This window comes from Burkholderia sp. SRS-25 (genome assembly GCF_004343765.1).
Classification (GTDB): Bacteria; Pseudomonadota; Gammaproteobacteria; order Burkholderiales; family Burkholderiaceae; genus Burkholderia; species Burkholderia contaminans.
This window is the reverse complement of record NZ_PTXM01000005.1, coordinates 286,765-306,215: the sequence shown is the minus strand read 5'-3', so window position 1 is coordinate 306,215 and position 19,451 is coordinate 286,765. Positions and strand designations below refer to the sequence as shown.

At 66.8% G+C, this 19,451-nt stretch carries 19 protein-coding genes; 14 read left to right on the top strand and 5 right to left on the bottom strand.

Features of this window, described 5'->3' with window-relative positions:
- The first annotated feature begins 89 nt into the window (after positions 1 to 89).
- Positions 90 to 512, top strand: coding sequence for a hypothetical protein (locus tag C5O79_RS07905; protein WP_046545637.1), 423 nt, complete (start codon positions 90 to 92; stop codon positions 510 to 512).
- 36 nt (positions 513 to 548) lie between these two features.
- Here the strand turns inward: C5O79_RS07905 and C5O79_RS07900 are convergent, their stop codons facing one another.
- Positions 549 to 1,382 carry an ABC transporter permease gene (locus C5O79_RS07900; protein ID WP_122473873.1) on the bottom strand — a complete coding sequence of 278 codons (834 nt, stop codon included), beginning with the start codon at positions 1,380 to 1,382 and terminating at the stop codon, positions 549 to 551.
- Positions 1,383 to 1,388: 6 nt separating this feature from the next.
- Entirely contained in the window at positions 1,389 to 2,303 is a 915-nt protein-coding gene (nodI, locus tag C5O79_RS07895) for a nodulation factor ABC transporter ATP-binding protein NodI (RefSeq protein ID WP_131931308.1), read from the bottom strand.
- Positions 2,304 to 2,640: 337 nt separating this feature from the next.
- Here nodI and C5O79_RS07890 point away from each other — a divergent pair, with 337 nt between their 5' ends.
- Entirely contained in the window at positions 2,641 to 3,138 is a 498-nt protein-coding gene (locus C5O79_RS07890; RefSeq protein ID WP_039358765.1) for a universal stress protein, read from the top strand.
- 97 nt (positions 3,139 to 3,235) lie between these two features.
- On the opposite strand, the gene C5O79_RS07885 is transcribed toward C5O79_RS07890, so the two are convergent.
- From C5O79_RS07885 to lexA, 3 genes are read right to left on the bottom strand one after another with little or no spacing between them, the layout of a single operon-like run.
- Positions 3,236 to 3,955 (bottom strand): DUF2939 domain-containing protein, encoded by a 720-nt coding sequence (locus C5O79_RS07885; RefSeq protein ID WP_122473874.1) that lies wholly within the window; start codon positions 3,953 to 3,955, stop codon positions 3,236 to 3,238.
- A gap of 29 nt (positions 3,956 to 3,984) precedes the next feature.
- Entirely contained in the window at positions 3,985 to 4,320 is a 336-nt protein-coding gene (locus tag C5O79_RS07880; protein WP_122473875.1) for a hypothetical protein, read from the bottom strand.
- Positions 4,321 to 4,346: 26 nt separating this feature from the next.
- Positions 4,347 to 4,994 carry a transcriptional repressor LexA gene (gene lexA, locus C5O79_RS07875; RefSeq protein WP_009689103.1) on the bottom strand — a complete coding sequence of 216 codons (648 nt, stop codon included), beginning with the start codon at positions 4,992 to 4,994 and terminating at the stop codon, positions 4,347 to 4,349.
- Positions 4,995 to 5,258: 264 nt separating this feature from the next.
- On the opposite strand from lexA, the gene C5O79_RS07870 reads away from it, so the two are divergent.
- The 12 genes from C5O79_RS07870 (at position 5,259) to C5O79_RS07815 (ending at position 19,114) form a co-directional block, all read left to right on the top strand.
- Entirely contained in the window at positions 5,259 to 6,296 is a 1,038-nt protein-coding gene (locus C5O79_RS07870) for a sulfate ABC transporter substrate-binding protein (protein WP_047850935.1), read from the top strand.
- A 122-nt stretch (positions 6,297 to 6,418) separates the two neighbouring features.
- Positions 6,419 to 7,312 carry a sulfate ABC transporter permease subunit CysT gene (gene cysT / locus C5O79_RS07865; protein WP_046545642.1) on the top strand — a complete coding sequence of 298 codons (894 nt, stop codon included), beginning with the start codon at positions 6,419 to 6,421 and terminating at the stop codon, positions 7,310 to 7,312.
- Positions 7,309 to 8,253 (top strand): sulfate ABC transporter permease subunit CysW, encoded by a 945-nt coding sequence (gene cysW / locus C5O79_RS07860; protein ID WP_046545643.1) that lies wholly within the window; start codon positions 7,309 to 7,311, stop codon positions 8,251 to 8,253. The genes cysT and cysW overlap by 4 nt, the downstream gene beginning before the upstream one ends.
- A gap of 13 nt (positions 8,254 to 8,266) precedes the next feature.
- A complete protein-coding gene (locus C5O79_RS07855) occupies positions 8,267 to 9,328 on the top strand; it encodes a sulfate ABC transporter ATP-binding protein (RefSeq protein ID WP_039358749.1) in 1,062 nt (353 codons plus the stop codon).
- A 75-nt stretch (positions 9,329 to 9,403) separates the two neighbouring features.
- A complete protein-coding gene (locus C5O79_RS07850) occupies positions 9,404 to 10,330 on the top strand; it encodes a CysB family HTH-type transcriptional regulator (RefSeq protein WP_122473876.1) in 927 nt (308 codons plus the stop codon).
- 365 nt (positions 10,331 to 10,695) lie between these two features.
- Entirely contained in the window at positions 10,696 to 11,082 is a 387-nt protein-coding gene (locus C5O79_RS07845) for a DUF805 domain-containing protein (protein ID WP_053060245.1), read from the top strand.
- 274 nt (positions 11,083 to 11,356) lie between these two features.
- A complete protein-coding gene (locus tag C5O79_RS07840) occupies positions 11,357 to 12,307 on the top strand; it encodes a sugar ABC transporter substrate-binding protein (protein WP_122473877.1) in 951 nt (316 codons plus the stop codon).
- Between the two features lie 145 nt (positions 12,308 to 12,452).
- Positions 12,453 to 14,066 carry a sugar ABC transporter ATP-binding protein gene (locus tag C5O79_RS07835; RefSeq protein ID WP_047850933.1) on the top strand — a complete coding sequence of 538 codons (1,614 nt, stop codon included), beginning with the start codon at positions 12,453 to 12,455 and terminating at the stop codon, positions 14,064 to 14,066.
- A complete protein-coding gene (locus C5O79_RS07830) occupies positions 14,063 to 15,082 on the top strand; it encodes an ABC transporter permease (protein WP_046545645.1) in 1,020 nt (339 codons plus the stop codon). The genes C5O79_RS07835 and C5O79_RS07830 overlap by 4 nt, the downstream gene beginning before the upstream one ends.
- Before the next feature lie 35 nt (positions 15,083 to 15,117).
- Positions 15,118 to 16,149 (top strand): LacI family DNA-binding transcriptional regulator, encoded by a 1,032-nt coding sequence (locus C5O79_RS07825; protein ID WP_046545646.1) that lies wholly within the window; start codon positions 15,118 to 15,120, stop codon positions 16,147 to 16,149.
- The gene (gene rbsK / locus C5O79_RS07820; RefSeq protein ID WP_122473878.1) at positions 16,146 to 17,072 is read left to right on the top strand and encodes a ribokinase; all 927 of its coding nucleotides are present in this window, start codon (positions 16,146 to 16,148) and stop codon (positions 17,070 to 17,072) included. Before C5O79_RS07825 ends, rbsK begins: the two co-directional genes overlap by 4 nt.
- A 281-nt stretch (positions 17,073 to 17,353) precedes the next feature.
- Positions 17,354 to 19,114, top strand: coding sequence for a methyl-accepting chemotaxis protein (locus tag C5O79_RS07815; RefSeq protein WP_122473879.1), 1,761 nt, complete (start codon positions 17,354 to 17,356; stop codon positions 19,112 to 19,114).
- Positions 19,115 to 19,451: the final 337 nt, after the last annotated feature.

Here is a 19,451-nt window from a genome sequence, read left to right as displayed (position 1 = left end):
GCGCGCTCGACGGGCGCAATCGTCATATTCATCCGGCGCCGCCGTTTCACGCGTGCGGCGCCATTTACAAGAAGCAAACAGGAAAACGCATGACCCAACCGAAGATCCATCCTCGACTCGAAAAGGCGCTGACGCGCGGCGATCTCGCGATCCGCCAGGCCAATTCCGCGCGGGCGACTGCCGTGCTGAACGCACTCGGCACGATGATCATCGAGGCCTCCGCAACGATCGGCGTCGACGCCAGCATCGACATTCCGCAGGGCGACCGCATTTACGATCCGGTCAACGGGTTGTGGCCGCAGAAGCTGCTGGTGTCGTTCGACGGCCCGGTGGCCGAAGCCGACAAGGAAGAGCTGCGCTCGGTCTATCTGGTTGCCGACGATCCGGGCACGCAGTTCCGCGTCGAATGGCATCGCGCCGACGGCAAGCTCGGCCGCCAGGAAGGCGGCCCGCTCGCGACCGTCGCGTTCCTGACCGACGTCGAGATCCCGTGGAGCGACGACGACGAATAACGTCGTCGCAGGAAGCCGGCGCTCGTGCGCCGGCCGTCAGCGCATCATCCGCCGCCGGAACAGCCACGCGGACAGCAGGAATCCGCCGACCGCGTAACCGGTGAGCACCGCGACATGCAGCGCGACGTCGGTCGCCGGCCGGCCGAGCATCGCGGGCCGGATCAGCTCGACGGCATTCGCGAGCGGCAGCGCCTGCGCCGCATGCTGCGCGATCGGCGGTAACTGCGTGGTCGGGAAGAACACGCCCGACAGCAGCAGCATCGGCGTCAGCACGAGCGTCTGATAAAACATGAAGAAATCGTAGGACGGCGCGAGCGCCGTGACGATCATCGCGATGCTGGCAAACGCGAGGCCGGCGAGCGCGATCACGGGCAGCGCCGCGAGCATCGACGGAAACTGCGCATAGCCGAGCGCCCCCGCGACGAGCATGATCGCGGCCCCCGACAGCATCGCCTTGCTGGCTCCCCAGACAATTTCCCCGAGCACGATGTCGCCGAGCGCGAGCGGCGTATGCATGATCGCCTCCCACGTGCGTTGCACGTGCATCCGCGAGAAGCCTGAATACATCGATTCGAAGCTCGCGGACATCATCACGCTCGACCCGACCGTGCCGGCGGCGAGGAACGCGATATACGACACGCCGTCGACATGGCCGAGCATCAGCCCGAGCCCGAACCCCAGCCCGAACAGGTAGATCATCGGATCGGCAAGATTGCCGAACATCGACGCGAGCGCGAGCTTGCGCCAGACGAGATAGTTGCGCCGCCAGACGGCGATCCAGTTGGTCGCGTTCGCGGGCATGGCGATCGCGAAGCGCGACACGCGCGGCGGTGCCGACGGTGCGGTGGTGGAATAGTTGCGGACGTCCATGATCGATCAGTCCTGCATTTCGCGGCCCGTGAGCCGCAGGAACACATCTTCAAGATTGGCCGGGCGATGCAGATAGCGCAACCCCGTGCGACCCTTGAGTCGCGCGCTCAGCGGTTCCGGATCGTTCACGTAGCAGAACAGCGTCTCGCCGCTGATCTCGGTGTGCTTCGCGAACGCCGACAGTTCGTCACGCAGCGTGGCCGGATCGGGCCCGTAGATCTCGATCACGTCGCAGCCGATCTCCGATTCGATCAGCGCGTGCGGTGCGCCTTCGGCGATCTTGCGGCCTTCCTCGATCACGCACAGGCGGTCGCACAGGCGCTCGGCTTCTTCCATGAAGTGCGTGGTGATCAGGATCGTCTTGCCGCGCGCGAGCAGCGAGCGCAGCCGCTCCCACATGAGGTGACGCGCCTGCGGGTCGAGGCCCGTCGTCGGCTCGTCGAGCACCAGCACATCGGGATCGTTGACGAGCGCGCGGGCGAGCGTCAGGCGGCGCTTCATGCCGCCCGACAGCTCGCCGACCTTCGCATCGGCCTTGTTCTTGAGCTTCGCGAATTCGAGCAGCGGCTTCACGAGCGCGTGCGCGGCCTGAGCGGACATGCCGAAGTAGCGGCTGAAGACGAGCAGGTTCTCGCGCACGGTGAAGTCGGGGTCGAGATTGTCGAACTGCGGGACAACCCCGACGCGCTGGCGCGCGTGCCGCGCACGCGATGGAACCGGTTCGCCGCAAAGCGAAATGGTGCCTGCATCGGGATGCGTGAGGCCGAGCAGCATTTTCAGCGTGGTGGTCTTGCCGGCGCCGTTCGGCCCGAGCAGGCCGTAGCATTCGCCGGCCTGGACGGTGAAGGACAGGCCGTTGACGACGAGCTTGTCGCCGTATCGCTTTTCGACGTTCCGGAAATCGATCGGTGCAACGGACATGGGCATGTTGTCGTTGTAGGCGGGCGCGGAAGCGTTCCGCTGCTGAATGCGTGGCCGGTTGACGAACCGGTCGGACGATTGCGTGTCAGACGGGCATGACCGAAGCGCACGACGCCGGCGCTTGATGACCCGTTGGAGTACGAACGGGCCATTCTAGTGCATCGATTGCGTCTCTTCAGGGCATGCCTGCACGGTGCGATGCATGTGCGCACCGATCGTGCACTGCATCATCGCGCACGAGCCGAGCGGGGCGAATCAGCGTTTTCCATCCCTTGCGTCCTGAATTGCGGCGCACCATGATGAATGCGTAGGCTCGTTGTTGCGATAGGGAGGTTTCATGGCTAGCTACAACAAGATTTTGCTGTGTTACGACGGCACGCTCGAAGGACGCAAGGCACTGCGTTGCGGCGCCAATCTCGCGATGGACCTGAAGGCCGAGACGCATTTGCTGTCGGTAGTCGACATGCGCTCGAGCATTGCGCAGAGCGCGGGTTTGCTGACCGACGTCGCGTGCGGCCGGTTCGAGGAAACCGCGCGTGAAATCCTGCAGGAAGGGGTGAACTGGCTGCGCGAGCGCGGTGTGCAGGCCGAAGGCCATTTCGCGTTCGGCTATCCGATCGACGAAATCGCGAATCTCGCGACGGAGCTGAAGGCCGACCTCGTCGTCGTCGGCCATCGGTGCCGTAGCGGGTTGTCCAGATGGTGGATGGGGTCGGGCAACACACAACTGCTCGATCGCGTGAACTGCAGCATTCTGGTGGCGTGTTCGTCGGCACAGGAGCAGAAGGAAGAAATCGCGCGGGAGCGTGAAGCGGCCACGGCGAACGGCAAATGATCCAATGATTCGACGACTGCCTGACCGGCGAATCGCGCCGGCCGGGCGTCGTGCCACGTCCGTGGGGTGGGCGCTGGCCGCGGCCACCCAGGACCGTTCAAGCGTGCAGGTCGATCGCGGACAACTTCCACGAGAACAGGCCGGAGCGGTGGAATATCGCCGCATAGCGCGTGCCGTCGGCACTGCGCTGGTAAGTCACCACGAATTCATCGATATTCCGGTAGCCGGCGCTGGTTTGCTGCTGGCGAGGCGCATGCGTTGCATCGGCCGGGCTGGCCGGTGCGGCAGCGGCGGGTGGTGGCGATGACGCGGCCGTAGCGGCCGCGTTGTTACCCGGAGCGGCTGCGCTTGCCGGAGGGGCCGGATTGGCCGGATTGGCCGCCGATGCAGCCGGCGCATTGCCGCCTGGCGGCAGATTCGACCATTCAGGTGGACGCTCGCCTGGATTGCCACGCGGCGGCAATCCGCTCATCAGCGCGGCTACGCCTTCAGGGGTCGCGTACGCATCGACCAGCGGGCCGATCAGTGCGGATCCGATCAGTGCACCGATCACCGCGAACGGATTGTTCTTCTTCACCGCGTCGATACGGCGCATCAACTCCTCCGTGACCTGCTGCTTCAGGCTGATGCGGAGCGACGGGAAATCGACATATTCACTGACGGCCTGCGCATCGCGCGCATCGATCGCCGATTTCAGGCGACCGAGCGCGACGTACGGCGACGCGTAGGCATAGCCGATCGCCACAATGATGGCGACGGCCAGCACGACGATCAGCAGGGGTTTGAGCCGCCACGTGCGGCCCGAAGATCCGGTCACGTTGCCTCCGGTGCGGGGATGTTCCGCAATCAGAGACCGCCTGGCGTGGCCGATCGTTCCTCTGCGATGCAGCGATCGATCATCCGGCACACGGCATCGATCGTGCCGACCATGATCAGGCGCGAGCGGCCGTGATAGATGCGCACCGGTGCGCGACGCGCGGGTTCGGCGTGATTCAGGCCGGCGTTCAGCGATACCCGCGCGAAAGCGGGGAGCGCCGACGGCAGCAGGGACGCCTGCCGTTCGACTGCGACTTCTTCTTGCACAGGCGCCGCCGCGGACAGCGGTGCGCAGGGCGTGCGGCCGCGCAGGTGACGCAGGCGGCCGAATTGACGGAAAGGCAGCAGACGGGCAAGGCGTTCCATGTTGTTCTCCTGAGCGAGACGGAATGTCAGAGTTCGCCCGAGCGGATCAGCCCGACGGCGATGCCTTCCAGCGCGAATTCCGCGCTGCCGGCCTTGACGAAGATGTTTTCGTAATCCGGGTTCTCCGCGATCAGCTCGAGACCGCCCGGCCGGCGCATCAGGCGCTTGACCGTGACGTCGTCGCCGAGACGCGCGACGATGATCTGGCCGTCCTTCGCTTCCGTGCGCTTCTGCACGGCGAGAAGGTCGCCGTCGAGGATGCCGGCGTCGCGCATCGACAGGCCGCGCACTTTCAGCAGGTAGTCGGGCTTGCTGGAGAACAGCGCGGGATCGCACGCGTAATGCTGCGAGATGTGCTCCTGCGCCAGGATCGGGCTACCGGCCGCGACGCGGCCGACGAGCGGCAGCGACAGCTGCATCAGGCCGGCGTGCGGCAGCGTGAACTGGTGCGGGGCATCGTCGATGCCGAGCAGGCGGATGCCGCGCGACGCGCCGGCGGCCAGCTCGATCACACCCTTGCGCGCCAGCGCACGCAGGTGCTCCTCGGCCGCATTCGGCGAGCTGAAGCCCAGTTCGGCCGCGATCTCGGCACGGGTGGGCGGGAATCCGGAGCGCTCGATCGCGCGACGGATCAAGTCGAACACTTGCTGCTGACGGGCGGTGAGTTTGGTCATGGCTCAACTGTATGGATAGACAGTGAGCTGTATTTTTATACAGTAGTTCGCGAATTTCAAGTGTTACGTGAGGTTCGACGCGATCGCGCCGGTTCCGGCGCGATTTCGCGACGTCCGGGCGCCGGTTTATCTGCCGCAACCGTCCATCCCGTCTGCGTTAGCACTTTTGAGTATTAAAAAATGAAGAACGATTATTTTTAATCATGTAACCCGTTCGTTAGACTGGCCCGACATCGCAATACCGACAACACTGGAGAACCAAGGATGGGCAAGCGCAACACGGGGCTGGTGGGCGGAGTGGGCCGCCTGATCGCAACACTCGCGCTGGGCGCGGCGGCGGCGCTGGGCGTCGCGACGCACGCACAGGCCGATACGACCTTCCTGAACGTGTCGTACGACCCGACGCGCGAGCTGTATCAGGACTTCAACCAGGCGTTCGGCAAGGAGTGGAAGGCGAAGACGGGCGAGACCGTCAACTTCAAGCAGTCGCACGGCGGTTCGGGCGCGCAGGCGCGCTCGGTGCTCGACGGCCTGCAGGCCGACGTCGTCACGCTGGCGCTCGCGTACGACATCGATGCGCTCGCGAACAAGGGGCTCGTCAACAAGGACTGGCAGAAGCGCCTGCCCGACAATGCGTCGCCGTATACGTCGACGATCGTATTCCTGGTGCGCAAGGGCAATCCGAAGGGGATCAAGGACTGGGACGACCTGACCAAGCCGGGCATCTCGATCGTCACGCCGAATCCGAAGACGTCGGGCGGCGCGCGCTGGAACTACCTGGCCGCGTGGGCGTACGCGCTGCACAAGCCGGGCGGCAACGAGCAGGCGGCGAAGGAATTCGTCACGAAGCTCTACAAGAACGCTGGCGTGCTCGATTCGGGCGCGCGCGGCGCGACCACGAGCTTCGTGCAGCGCGGGATCGGCGACGTGCTGATCGCATGGGAAAACGAGGCATTCCTGTCGGTCAAGGAATTCGGCACCGACAAGTTCGAGATCGTCGTGCCGTCGGTGAGCATCCTGGCCGAGCCGCCCGTCGCGGTGGTCGACAAGGTGGTCGACAAGAAGGGCACGCGCAAGCTGGCCGAGGCGTACCTGAACTTCCTGTACAGCCCGCAGGGCCAGGAGATCGCGGCACGCAACTACTACCGGCCGCGTTCGAAGAACGTGCCGGCGGAGCTGACCAAGCAGTTCCCGAAACTGAAGCTGTACACCGTCGACGATACCTTCGGCGGCTGGACGAATGCGCAGAAGACGCATTTCGCGGACGGCGGCGTGTTCGATTCGATCTACAAGCCGCAGTAACGCCATAACGACAGCGGCGCGCCACGACAGCGCGCCGCATCCCCGACGGCCCGCCGGCGCGATTCACTGCGCCGGCGTTCGCGTCGGACCCATGAGCAGCATCGACCCAGCAAGAGCATCCGATGACGACGTACACCTTTCGCAAGCCGAGCGCGCTGCCCGGTTTCGGCGTGACGCTAGGCATCACGGTGGCCTATTTGAGCCTCGTGGTGCTGATACCGCTCGCCGCCACGTTCCTGAAGACCGCGACGCTGTCGTGGGACCAGTTCGTCACAGCCGTCACTTCGCCGCGCGTGCTCGCGTCGTACCGGCTGACGTTCTCGGCCGCGCTCGGCGGCGCGCTGATCAACGCCGTGTTCGGCTTTCTCGTCGCGTGGGTTCTGGTGCGCTACACGTTCCCGTTCAAGCGCCTCGTCGATGCGGTCGTCGACCTGCCGTTTGCACTCCCGACGTCGGTCGCCGGCATTTCGCTCGCGGCCGTTTACGCGACCAACGGCTGGGTCGGCCAGTATCTCGCGCCGCTCGGCATCAAGATCGCGTTCACGCCGGCCGGCGTGCTGGTCGCGCTGACCTTCATCGGGCTGCCGTTCGTCGTGCGCACGGTGCAGCCGGTGCTCGAGGATTTCGAGCGCGAGCAGGAAGAGGCCGCCGCGTGCCTCGGCGCGTCGCGCTGGCTGACGTTCCGCCGCGTCGTGCTGCCGGCCGTGCTGCCGGCGCTGCTCACCGGTTTCGCGCTCGCGTTCGCGCGCGCGCTCGGCGAATACGGCTCGGTGATCTTCATCGCCGGCAACGTGCCGATGAAATCCGAGATCACGTCGCTGCTGATCATCACCAAGCTCGAGCAATACGACTACGCGGGCGCGACCGCGCTGGCGGTCGTGATGCTGGTCGTGTCGTTCCTGATGCTGCTGCTGATCAACACGCTGCAGTGGTATCTGCAGCGTCGTACGAGCAAGGGCGCGAGCGGCCCGGCGCCCGCCACCGTCAACGCTGTCGCAGCAGGAGGCCAGCAATGAGCCAGGAGGCCACCGTCGTGCTGAAAACCGCGTCGCCGGCCGCGCGTGCCACGAAGCGGCTCGACCCCGTCAGCGAGTCGCGCGTCGTGCGCTGGCTGCTTACGGGCATCGCGCTGGCGTTCCTCGCGTTTTTCCTCGTCGTGCCGCTCGCCGCGGTGTTCGTCGAGGCGCTGCGCAAGGGCGTCGGCTTCTATTTCGAATCGCTGGCCGATCCCGATGCGTGGTCGGCGATCAAGCTGACACTGACCGTCGCCGTGATCGCGGTGCCGCTGAACCTCGTGTTCGGCGTGTGTGCATCGTGGGCGATCGCGAAGTTCGAATTCCGCGGCAAGGCGCTGCTGACGACGCTGATCGACCTGCCGTTCTCGGTGTCGCCGGTGATCTCGGGCCTCGTGTACGTGCTGCTGTTCGGCGCGCAGGGCTGGTTCGGGCCGTGGCTGCAGGATCACGACGTGCAGATCATCTTCGCGGTGCCGGGCATCGTGCTCGCGACGATCTTCGTCACGTTCCCGTTCGTCGCGCGCGAGCTGATTCCGCTGATGCAGGCGCAAGGCACCGACGAGGAAGAAGCCGCGCGCGTGCTCGGCGCGTCGGGCTGGCAGATCTTCCGCCGCGTGACGCTGCCGAACGTGAGGTGGGGCCTGCTGTACGGCGTGATCCTGTGCAATGCGCGCGCGATGGGCGAGTTCGGCGCGGTGTCGGTCGTATCCGGCCACATCCGCGGCGTGACCGACACGATGCCGCTGCACGTGGAGATCCTGTACAACGAATACAACTTCGCGGCGGCGTTCGCGGTGGCGTCGGTGCTGGCGCTGCTCGCGCTCGTCACGCTCGCGCTGAAGCTGATCGCCGAGCGTCATCTTGCGGCCGAACTGGCCGACGCGCACGACGCCGTTCCCGCACATGCCGGCCCCGCTGGCGCCGTTTCGTCGAAATCGTAAAGAGGCAACCAGAATGGGTATCACCGTCCGTAACCTTCAGAAGCGCTTCGGCGATTTCACGGCGCTCGACAACGTATCGCTCGACTTCCCGCCCGGCGAACTGGTCGCGCTGCTCGGGCCGTCCGGCTGCGGCAAGACCACGCTGCTGCGCGTGATCGCGGGCCTCGAGCACGCGGACGCCGGCCAGGTCGTGCTGCAAGGGCTCGACGTGGCATCGGTCGGCGCACGCGACCGCCAGGTCGGCTTCGTGTTCCAGCACTACGCGCTGTTCCGCCACATGACGGTGTTCGAGAACGTCGCGTTCGGGCTGCGCGTGAAGCCGCGCCGCGAGCGGCCGTCGGAAGCCGCGATCCGCGAGAAGGTGCACGAATTGCTGAAGCTCGTGCAGCTCGACTGGCTCGCGCAGCGCTATCCGTCCGAGCTGTCGGGTGGCCAGCGCCAGCGCATCGCGCTCGCCCGCGCGCTCGCGGTCGAGCCGAAGGTGCTGCTGCTTGACGAGCCGTTCGGCGCGCTCGACGCGAAGGTCCGCAAGGAGCTGCGCGGCTGGCTGCGTCGTCTGCACGACGACCTGCACATCTCGACGATCTTCGTCACGCACGACCAGGAGGAGGCGCTCGAAGTGGCCGATCGCATCGTCGTGCTGAACCGCGGCCACGTCGAGCAGGTCGGCAGCCCGCAGGACGTCTACGATCATCCGCAGAGCGCGTTCGTCTACGAGTTCCTCGGCGCGGCCAACCGGCTGCCGGGCACGGTCGCCGGGCGCGGCTTCGTCGCCGAGGGGGCGGCCGCGCCGATCGAGGTCGACGCCGATTTCGCAGGCCCTGCGAACGCCTATGTGCGGCCGCACGACCTGCAGCTGTGGCCGGTCGGCGAAGAAGGGCACCGCGACGGCATCGCGGTGGACGTGCGCCGCGTGATTCCGCTCGGTGGCTCGGTGCGCGTGGAGCTCGAGGCGCGTGCAGGCGGCGCGCTCGAGGCGGAACTCGATCGCGATGCGTGGCGTGCACTGTCGCTGCAGGTCGGCGATGGTGCGACCGCCGTGCCGCGCGCCGTGCGGGTGTTTCCCGCGCGTTGACGCCAGAATGCAGGGCAGGGGGCGGAAATTGCTCCGATTCGATGATCAAACAACGACAGCCTAAGAGGCATACCCATGAATTTTCAGCAATTGCGGTTCGTGCGCGAAGCGGTGCGCCAGAACATGAACCTGACGGAAGTCGCGAACGTGCTGTACACGTCGCAGTCGGGCGTGTCGAAGCAGATCAAGGATCTCGAGGATGAATTGGGCGTCGACATCTTCATCCGGCGCGGCAAGCGGCTGACGGGGCTCACGGAGCCCGGCAAGGCCGTGCACCAGCTGATCGAGCGGATGCTGCTCGACGCCGAGAACCTGCGCCGCGTCGCGCGCCAGTTCGCCGACCAGGACAGCGGCCACCTCGTCGTCGCGACGACGCACACGCAGGCGCGCTACGCGCTGCCGAAGGTGATCCGCCAGTTCACCGACGTGTTCCCGAAGGTGCATCTCGCGCTGCGCCAGGGCAGCCCGCAGCAGATCGCGCAGATGATCCTGAACGGCGAGGCCGATCTCGGCATCTCGACCGAGGCGCTCGACCGCTATCCGGACATCGTCACGTTCCCGTGCTATTCGTGGCACCACACGGTCGTCGTGCCGCAGGGCCATCCGCTCGTCGGCCGCGAGAACCTGACGCTCGAGGAAATCGCCGAGTACCCGATCATCACGTACGACCAGGATTTCACCGGCCGCTCGCACATCGACCAGGCGTTCACGCAGGCGGGTGCCGTGCCCGACGTCGTGCTGACCGCGATCGACGCGGACGTGATCAAGACGTATGTCGAACTCGGGATGGGGATCGGCGTCGTCGCGGCGATGGCCTACGATCCGCAGCGCGACACGGGGCTCGTCGCGCTCGATACGCAGCACCTGTTCGAGGCGAGCACGACGCGGGTCGGGCTGCGCAAGGGTGCGTTCCTGCGCGCTTATGCGTACCGGCTGATCGAGATGTTCGCGCCGCACCTGAACGAAGCGGAAATCGCGGGGCTGTTGCGCGAAGCCGTTTGACGACGGCGCGTCGTGCGCCATCCGCGCCATCGCGGCGGATGGCGCGACCTACCGGCGCGGATTGTCATGTATTGGCAGCGGCAGGCGACCTGCCGCTGCCTGGGTGGTTCGACTCTCCGAATCATCGACCGCCATCGCGGTTTCCCCGTCCCATTCTTCGCCGCACGTGGCGAACGACCCGTATTCGCTTGCCAGCACAACGACATGAACAAGAGCGGGCACGTATAAGCCTTGTTTTGGTTCAGGCCGTCTGCCATATCGAGCGATCCATTGGCCGGCAAATGTGATTCAATGCGGATTGCCGGTCCCGACACACTCGGAGACATATCGCGCAGCACGCAACACGCGTGACGACGAGGTAAACGATGAATCTGAAATGGCTTCTCTTTTCCTTCGAAGGCCGGATCGGGCGCCTGCCGTGGTGGATCTACGCGCTGGTTTCCACCGTGCTCAGCGCGATTTTCGATGCGGGTTCCCGCGGCGCGCCGGAAGACGATCTGCCGCTTCTGGCGATGCTGGCGCTCGTCGTCATCGCGGTCGTCGCCGTGTGGTCGTCGATTGCGGTCGGGGTGAAGCGGCTGCACGACATCGACAAGTCGGGATGGTGGATGCTGTTGCTGTTCGTGCCGATCGTCGGCGCGCTCGCGTTGTTCGTGATGAACGGCTTCATCGCCGGCACGCCGCATGTGAACCGCTTTGGCGAGCCGCCGTCGGCCGATGAAGACGAACCGGCGCCGCGGGACCCGGCGTGACACGCGCTCCGAATAAACCCTTAAATATTGATCAGACAGGTTGCGCACCGACGCGAATCGGTACAGCATAGCCTTCACTCCGCCGGCGTCCCGCCGGCGGCGGCGCGTAAACGACAGCGCGCCAGGCAGTCGGCCGTCTGCCTCGCTTCCATTCCGTGGTACCGACAGCAGCATCGATGGCCATTGCCCGGGTAGTGTGGCGCAAACGTTTGCTCACATTAAAACAACAGTCAAATAAAAGTCGGCCCTTTGGGCCAGTCGCCAGGAGATGAGTATGAATGTCCTCTTTCGCCGTCGCTTCCTGACCGCCGCGCTCGCCGCCGTCGCGGTTGCCGCCGCACCGGCCGTCCACGCGCAATCTGCAGCCAAGCCGAAGGTCGCGCTCGTGATGAAGTCGCTCGCCAACGAGTTCTTCCTGACGATGGAAACGGGCGCGAAGGAATACCAGAAACACAACGCAGGCCAGTTCGACCTGATCACCAACGGCATCAAGGACGAGACCGACACCGCGAACCAGATCCGCATCGTCGAGCAGATGATCGTGTCGAAGGTCGACGCGATCGTGCTCGCGCCGGCCGATTCGAAGGCGCTCGTGCCGGTCGTGAAGAAGGCGGTCGACGCGGGCGTCATCGTCGTGAACATCGACAACCGGCTCGATCCCGACGTGCTGAAGTCGAAGAACCTGAACGTGCCGTTCGTCGGCCCGGACAACCGCAAGGGCGCGCGCAAGATCGGTGATTACCTCGCGAAGCGGCTGAAGGCGGGCGACCAGGTCGGCATCGTCGAAGGCGTGTCGACGACGACGAACGCGCAGCAGCGCACGGCCGGCTTCCAGGACGCGATGAAGGCGGGCGGGATGAAGGTCGTGTCGGTGCAGTCCGGCGAATGGGAAATCGACAAGGGCAATGCGGTCGCCGCCGCGATGCTCAACGAATACCCGAACCTGAAGGCGCTGTTGTGCGGCAACGACAACATGGCGATCGGCGCCGTGTCGGCCGTGCGCGCGGCCGGCAAGCAGGGCAAGGTGCTCGTGGTCGGCTACGACAACATCAACGCGATCAAGCCGATGCTGAAGGACGGCCGCGTGCTCGCGACCGCAGATCAGTATGCGGCGAAGCAGGCCGTGTTCGGTATCGACACGGCGCTCAAGGCGATTGCCGAGCATCGCAAGCAGGCCGACATGTCGGGCGTGGTCGAGACGCCGGTGGATCTCGTGACGAAGTGACGCGGCCCCGATGCGGCCGCCGCCCTCAAGAATCGGGCGCGGCGGCCGTTATCCGGGGTGAGCGCGATCACGGCCACTGCATGCACATGCACTTGTGAGCGTCACACCCGCGCGCCGCGTGCGCGCGGCCGCAACCAGGATCGCGATGGACCCGACTTCCCAACCCTCCCGCGCAGCCGCTCCCGTGCTGTCCGTCTCCGGCATCGGCAAGACCTATGCCGAACCCGTGCTCGCCGACGTCACGCTGACGCTCGAGGCGGGTCACGCGCTTGCGTTGACGGGCGAGAACGGCGCAGGCAAGAGCACGCTGTCGAAGATCATCGGCGGGCTCGTCGAGCCGACCGCCGGCACGATGCAGCTCGGCGGCCAGCCGTATGCGCCGGCGAGCCGCACGCAGGCCGAGGCGCTCGGCGTGCGCATGGTGATGCAGGAGCTGAACCTGCTGCCGACACTGACGGTTGCCGAAAACCTGTTCCTGAACCGCCTGCCGCGGCGCTTCGGGATCATCGATCGCGCGCGGCTGCGCGACGACGCGCGGGCCGCGATGGCGCAGGTCGGGCTCGATACGGTCGATCCCGATACGCCGGTCGGCGCGCTCGGCATCGGCCACCAGCAGATGGTCGAGATCGCGCGCAATCTGATCGGCGACTGTCGCGTGCTGATTCTCGACGAACCGACCGCGATGCTGACCGCGCGTGAAGTCGAGCTGCTGTTCGAGCAGATCGACCGGCTGAAGGCGCGCGGCGTCGCGATCGTCTACATCTCGCACCGGCTCGAGGAGCTCGCGCGGGTCGCCGAGCGCGTCGCGGTGCTGCGCGACGGCCGGCTCGTCCACGCGGGCGACATGGCGGCGACGACGTCCGACGGGCTCGTCACGCTGATGGTCGGGCGCGAGATCGGCGAGCACATCGATCTCGGCGAGCGTCATATCGGCGCGCCGCGGCTCGTCGTGTCGGGCCTCAGCCGCGGGACGGCGGTGCGCGACGTGTCGCTCGAGGTGCGCGCGGGCGAGATCTTCGGCATCTCGGGGTTGATCGGCGCGGGACGCACCGAGCTGCTGCGGCTGATCTACGGCGCGGATGCGCTCGACGCGGGAACGATCGCGATCGGCCAACCGCCGAAGCCGGTGCGGATCGGTTCGCCGGTCGAGGCGGTGAAGCAAGGCATCGCGCTGATCACCGAGGATCGCAAGGGCGAAGGGCTGCTGCTGACGCAGTCGATCACCGCGAACGTGTCGCTCGGCCAGCTCGACCGGCTCGCGCGCGGCGGGATCGTCGACGGCGCGCGCGAAACGGCGCTCGCCGAGCAGCAGATCGACGCGCTGCGGATCCGCTCGCACGGCGCGACGCAGGCGGTCGGCGAGCTGTCGGGCGGCAACCAGCAGAAGGTCGTGATCGGCCGCTGGCTCGCACGCGACATGGGCGTGCTGCTGTTCGACGAGCCGACGCGGGGGATCGACGTCGGCGCGAAGTTCGAGATCTACACTTTGATGGGCGCGCTCGCGCGCGAAGGCCGCGCGCTCGTCGTCGTGTCGAGCGACCTGCGCGAGCTGATGCTGATCTGCGACCGGATCGGCGTGATGTCGGCCGGGCGCATGACCGCCGTGTTCGAGCGCGGCAACTGGACCCAGGATGCGCTGCTGGCCGCGGCGTTCGCCGGCTTCGGCCGCGAGACGCCGCCGGGCGGCGCGCAGCATCCGGACGCGGGGCAGGCGCCGGGCGCCGCTCCCGGTACTTCGAATACAGGACGACAGCAATGACCCAGCCTCCCGTAACCCCGACCGACGCAGGCGCGCAGCAGGACGTGACGGGGCGCCGTGCACGCACGCTGTCCGGCACGCGTCTCGGCCTGTCGAACTACCTCGGGCTCGCCGGTGCGCTCGCCGCGATGATCGCGCTGTTTTCGGTGCTGAGCTCGCATTTCCTGACCTACGATACGTTCAGCACGATCGCGAACCAGATTCCCGATCTCGTCGTGATGTCGGTCGGGATGACCTTCGTGCTGATCATCGCCGGGATCGACCTGTCGGTCGGCTCGGTGCTCGCGCTCGCCGCGTCGATGGTCAGCGTCGCCGCGCTGAAATGGCAGTGGGGTCCGTTGCCGGCCGCACTGATCGGCATCGCGGTCGCGACCGTCACGGGCGCGCTGACGGGCGCGGTCACGGTCGGCTGGCGGATTCCGTCGTTCATCGTGTCGCTCGGCGTGCTGGAGGCCGCGCGCGGCCTCGCGTACCAGCTGACGAATTCGCGCACGGCCTACATCGGCGACGCGTTCGATTTCCTGTCGAACCCGATCGCGCTCGGCATCTCGCCGGCGTTCCTGATCGCGGTCGCGGTGATGATCGCGGCGCAGTTCGTGCTGACGCGCACCGTGTTCGGGCGCTATCTCGTCGGGATCGGCACGAACGAAGAAGCGGTCCGACTTGCAGGGGTTAACCCGAGGCCGTATAAAATTCTCGTATTCGCATTGATGGGCGCCCTCGCAGGGCTGGCGTCGCTGTTCCAGATCTCGCGGCTCGAGGCGGCCGACCCGAATGCGGGCGTCGGTCTCGAACTGCAGGTGATCGCCGCCGTCGTGATCGGCGGCACGAGCCTGATGGGCGGGCGCGGTTCGGTGATCAGCACGTTCTTCGGCGTGTTGATCATCTCCGTGCTGGCCGCGGGGCTGGCGCAGATCGGTGCGAACGAGCCGACGAAACGGATCATCACCGGCGCGGTGATCGTGGTGGCGGTCGTGCTCGATACGTATCGCAGCCGTCGCACCCGCGTGCGGTAGAAAGACAGACAGAACAGACCAGAGAGAAACGGGAAATGGCGACGATCAAGGATGTGGCGGCCATGGCGGGCGTGTCGTTTACGACCGTCTCGCACGTGGTGAACAATTCGCGGCCGGTGTCCGCGGACGTGCGTGCAAAGGTCGAGGGCGCAATCCGCGAGCTGAATTACGTGCCGTCGGCCGTGGCACGCTCGCTGAAGGCGCGTGCGACGGCGACCATCGGCCTCGTCGTGCCGAACAGCACGAATCCGTACTTCGCGGAGCTTGCGCGCGGGATCGAGGATCAGTGCGCGGCCAACGGCTATTGCGTGTTCTTCTGCAACTCGGACGACGATCCCGTCAAGCAGCGCAACTACCTGCGCGTGCTGCAGGAAAAGCGCATCGACGGGCTGATCGTCGCATCGGCGGGCGAGGATGCGGTGCTCGCGCAGACGCTCGCGGATATCCACGCGCCGCTCGTCGTCGTCGACCGCAACATCGAAGGGCTCGCGGCCGACCTCGTGCAGATCGACCACGAGCGCGGAGCGTACCTGGCGACGCGTCACCTGCTCGAACTCGGGCACGCGAAGATCGGCTGCATCACGGGGCCGACCGACACGGCGGTCAGCGCAATGCGCGTGCACGGCTTCATCCGCGCGATGGCCGAGCGCGGGGTCGACATCGTGCCGGGCGCGATCGCGGAAAGCGACTTCTCGTGCCTCGGCGGCTATCACGCGGCATCGCGGCTGTTCGAATCGGTGCGGCCGAGCGCGATCTTCGCGGGCAACGACCTGATGGGCGTCGGCGCGCTGCGCGCGGCGGCCGAGCGCGGCATGCGCGTGCCCGACGACTGTTCGATCATCGGGTTCGACGACATCGAATTCTCCCGGTACACGTATCCGGCTCTGTCGACGGTCGGCCAGTCGGTGCGCGCGCTCGGCGAAATGGCCGCGCAGACGCTGATCGAGCGGATCGGCGGCGGCTCGACCACCGTGCCGAGCCGCCGCCGCGTCGTGTCACCGCGCCTCGTGCTGCGCGAATCGACTGCGGTTTACCGCGAGCCACCGGCTTCCGGCGGTCGCGCATGACGGCGCCGGCGGCAGGCACCGGCCGCGTGACGGTGGTCGGCAGCCTCAACATGGATCTCGTCGTGCGCGCGCCGCGTCTGCCGCTGCCGGGCGAAACGCTCGCCGGTCACGCGTTCGCGCAGGCGGCGGGCGGCAAGGGCGGCAACCAGGCTGTCGCGGCCGCACGGCTCGGTGCGCAGGTCGCGATGATCGGCTGCGTCGGCGCGGATGCGCACGGCGCGGCCCTGCGCGCGGGGCTCGAAGCCGAGGGGATCGACTGTGCGGGGCTCGCGACGAGCGCGTCGGCGTCGACCGGCGTCGCGCTGATCGTCGTCGACGACGCGAGCCAGAACGCGATCGTGATCGTCGCGGGCGGCAACGGCGAGGTCACGACCGAGACGGTCGCCCGGCACGAGGCCGCACTGGCGTCGGCCGACGTGCTGATCTGCCAGCTCGAGACGCCGCCGGACACGGTGTTCGCGGCGCTGTCGGCCGGGCGTCGGCTCGGCCGCACCGTGGTGCTCAATCCGGCCCCGGCCGTCGCACCGCTGCCGGACGGCTGGCTGCCGCTCGTCGATTACCTGATTCCGAACGAGGTCGAGGCGGCCGCGCTGACCGGCCTACCGGTGCGCGATCCGGCGGACGCGGAAGCCGCCGCGCGGGTGCTGCAGGCAGGCGGCGCGCGCAACGTGCTGGTTACGCTGGGCGCGCGCGGCGTGCTGGCGCTGACGGCCGATGGCGCGGCGCGGCATTATCCGGCGCCGGCCGTGCAGGCCGTCGACACGACGGCGGCCGGCGATACCTTCATCGGCGGCTTTTCCGCACGGCTCGCGGCCGGCGCGGACGTCGATACGGCCATCCGCTTCGCGCAACGCGCAGCGGCACTGTCGGTCACGCGAGCGGGCGCGCAGCCTTCGATTCCCACGCTGGCCGAACTGGCCTGACAGGGCCTGATCAGTCATCGCGGCCGGCCCGTCGCCGACGACGGCCGGCCACGTCTCCACGACGCTCGCCGGCAGCGGAGAGCCTCCCGTCGCCTGGCTTCCAGCACACGCTGAAAGGCACATTATTCGTTCAGCAATTTGTAATGAATAGACGAATAATTCGAAAAAATAACGCAAACATCATCAAGTTGTGCGGTGCATGGTCGTAAATGTACCAATTGAAGCAATGCTTCGAAGCGACGGGCCTGTCCCGTCCATCACGACGCAACACAGGAAGGATGATGGTGTTCAAGAACCTGACGATTCGTGCGCGCATCGGTCTCACGATGGCGTTTCTGGCGGTGCTCCTGGGTGTGATCGGCGGGCTCGGCGTGTACGGCATGACGCGCGCGAACGAGACGACGCGGGATATGTTCACGAACCTGATGCCGAGCGCGGTAGACGTCTCGGTTGCCGAAATCTACGCCGCGCGCGAACGCCTGGCGCTCGACCGTGCGGCGCTTCTGGCCAGCACGCCCGACGCGGCGGCCGCAGTCGAGCGAAGCCGTGCGATGCGCGCGCAGTCCGACGCATGGTGGCAGAAGTACCTTGCGTTGCCGCGCGGCCCGGAGGAAGACCGGCTCGCCCAGGACGTCGCCGCGAAGCGGCAGGCGTTACAGCGTGAGTGCGACGCGTTCGCGAGCGTGATCGGGGCGAATCAGACCGACCGGCTCGGCGACGGCGCGAAGCAGCTTCAGGTGCGCTACAACGACCTCGCGACCGCGAGCGAGGCGCTGCGCAACTTCCAGTTCACTGACGGGCAAACCAGCTTCGACCACGCGGAATCGACGTACGACACGCTGCGCGTGCTGGCGATCGCCGCGCTGCTGGCCGGCCTTGCGGCCGCGGTCGTGTCGTGGTTGACGCTGAGCCGCGCGATCGGCCGCCCGATCGCCGACGCGCTCGCGCATTTCGACGCCATCGCCGCCGGCGACCTGCGCCGGCCGATCGTCGTGGATCGCCGTGACGAAATGGGCCAGCTTCTCGAGGGCCTCGGCAGGATGCAGCGCGGGCTCGTCGATACGGTGCGCACCGTGCGCGGCGGCAGCGAGTCGATTGCGACCGCGGCGCGCCAGATTGCGGCCGGCAACATCGACCTGTCGTCGCGCACCGAGGAACAGGCCGCGGCGCTGCAGGAAACCGCGTCGAGCATGGAGCAGCTGACCGGCACCGTGAAACAGAACGCGGACAATGCACGCCAGGCGAGCTCGCTGGCCGCGAACGCGTCGGAGATTGCAAACAAGGGCAATATGGTGGTCGGCCAGGTGGTCGGCACGATGGGCGAGATCAACGACAGCTCGGCCAAGATCGCGGACATCATTGCGATCATCGAAGGAATCGCGTTCCAGACCAACATTCTCGCGCTGAATGCCGCAGTCGAAGCCGCGCGGGCGGGCGAGGAAGGCCGCGGTTTCGCGGTCGTCGCGGGCGAAGTGCGCAGCCTGGCCCAGCGTTCGTCGACCGCGGCCAAGGAGATCAAGGTGCTGATCGACGCATCGGTGGAGCGGATCCGGTCGGGCTCGTCGCTGGTCGACGAAGCAGGGCGCACGATGAGCGACGTGATCGGCGCGGTGCAGCGCGTGACCGACATCATGGGTGAAATCGCGGCGGCGTCCGAGGAACAGAGCGGCGGAATCGACCAGGTGGCGCGCGCGGTCGCGCAGATGGACGAGGTCACGCAGCAGAATGCGGCACTCGTCGAGGAAGCCGCGGCTGCCGCGCAATCGCTCGACGAACAGGCCGGGCGCCTGCGTGAAACGGCAGCGGTGTTCCAGCTCAATGAAGACACGGCACGCACGGGCGTCGCGGCTCCGGTTGCCGTGCGTCACGCGCCGCGTGCGGCCGCCGCGACGGTTGCGGTGCCCGTCCAGGCTGCTGCGCGCGATGATCGCGACGCACCGCCGAAACGCGTAGCCGCAGCGGCGCCGGCACGCAAGCCCGTCGCTGCTTCTCCGGCGCCCGCGCAAACGGCCGCTACCGCTGACGATTGGGAAACCTTCTGATTCGCGCGCCGCGCATCTATCCCCATTTGGTGACATACGACGCCCGCGACATGCGGGCGTTGTCGTTTCTGCCTTCGAACATTGCGACAGGCGACGTGCGTGAATGACGATCGCGCAGCGTCGCGTGCATCGCGTGACCAGCATCGACCGATGCGTGCACAGGGGCAGGTGAAGTTCCCGCATCCGTCGTACGGGTATTTCCGTAAGGGCGCTGCGAAAAAAATTTGTAACGGCGCGCACAACGTGTCGTCGAAAACGACCGCTCGAACGTATAGGGATGAAGGGGGGAAGTGACGACGTCGGATGTGTCCAACACACAAGACGTTCCGTTGTTCGA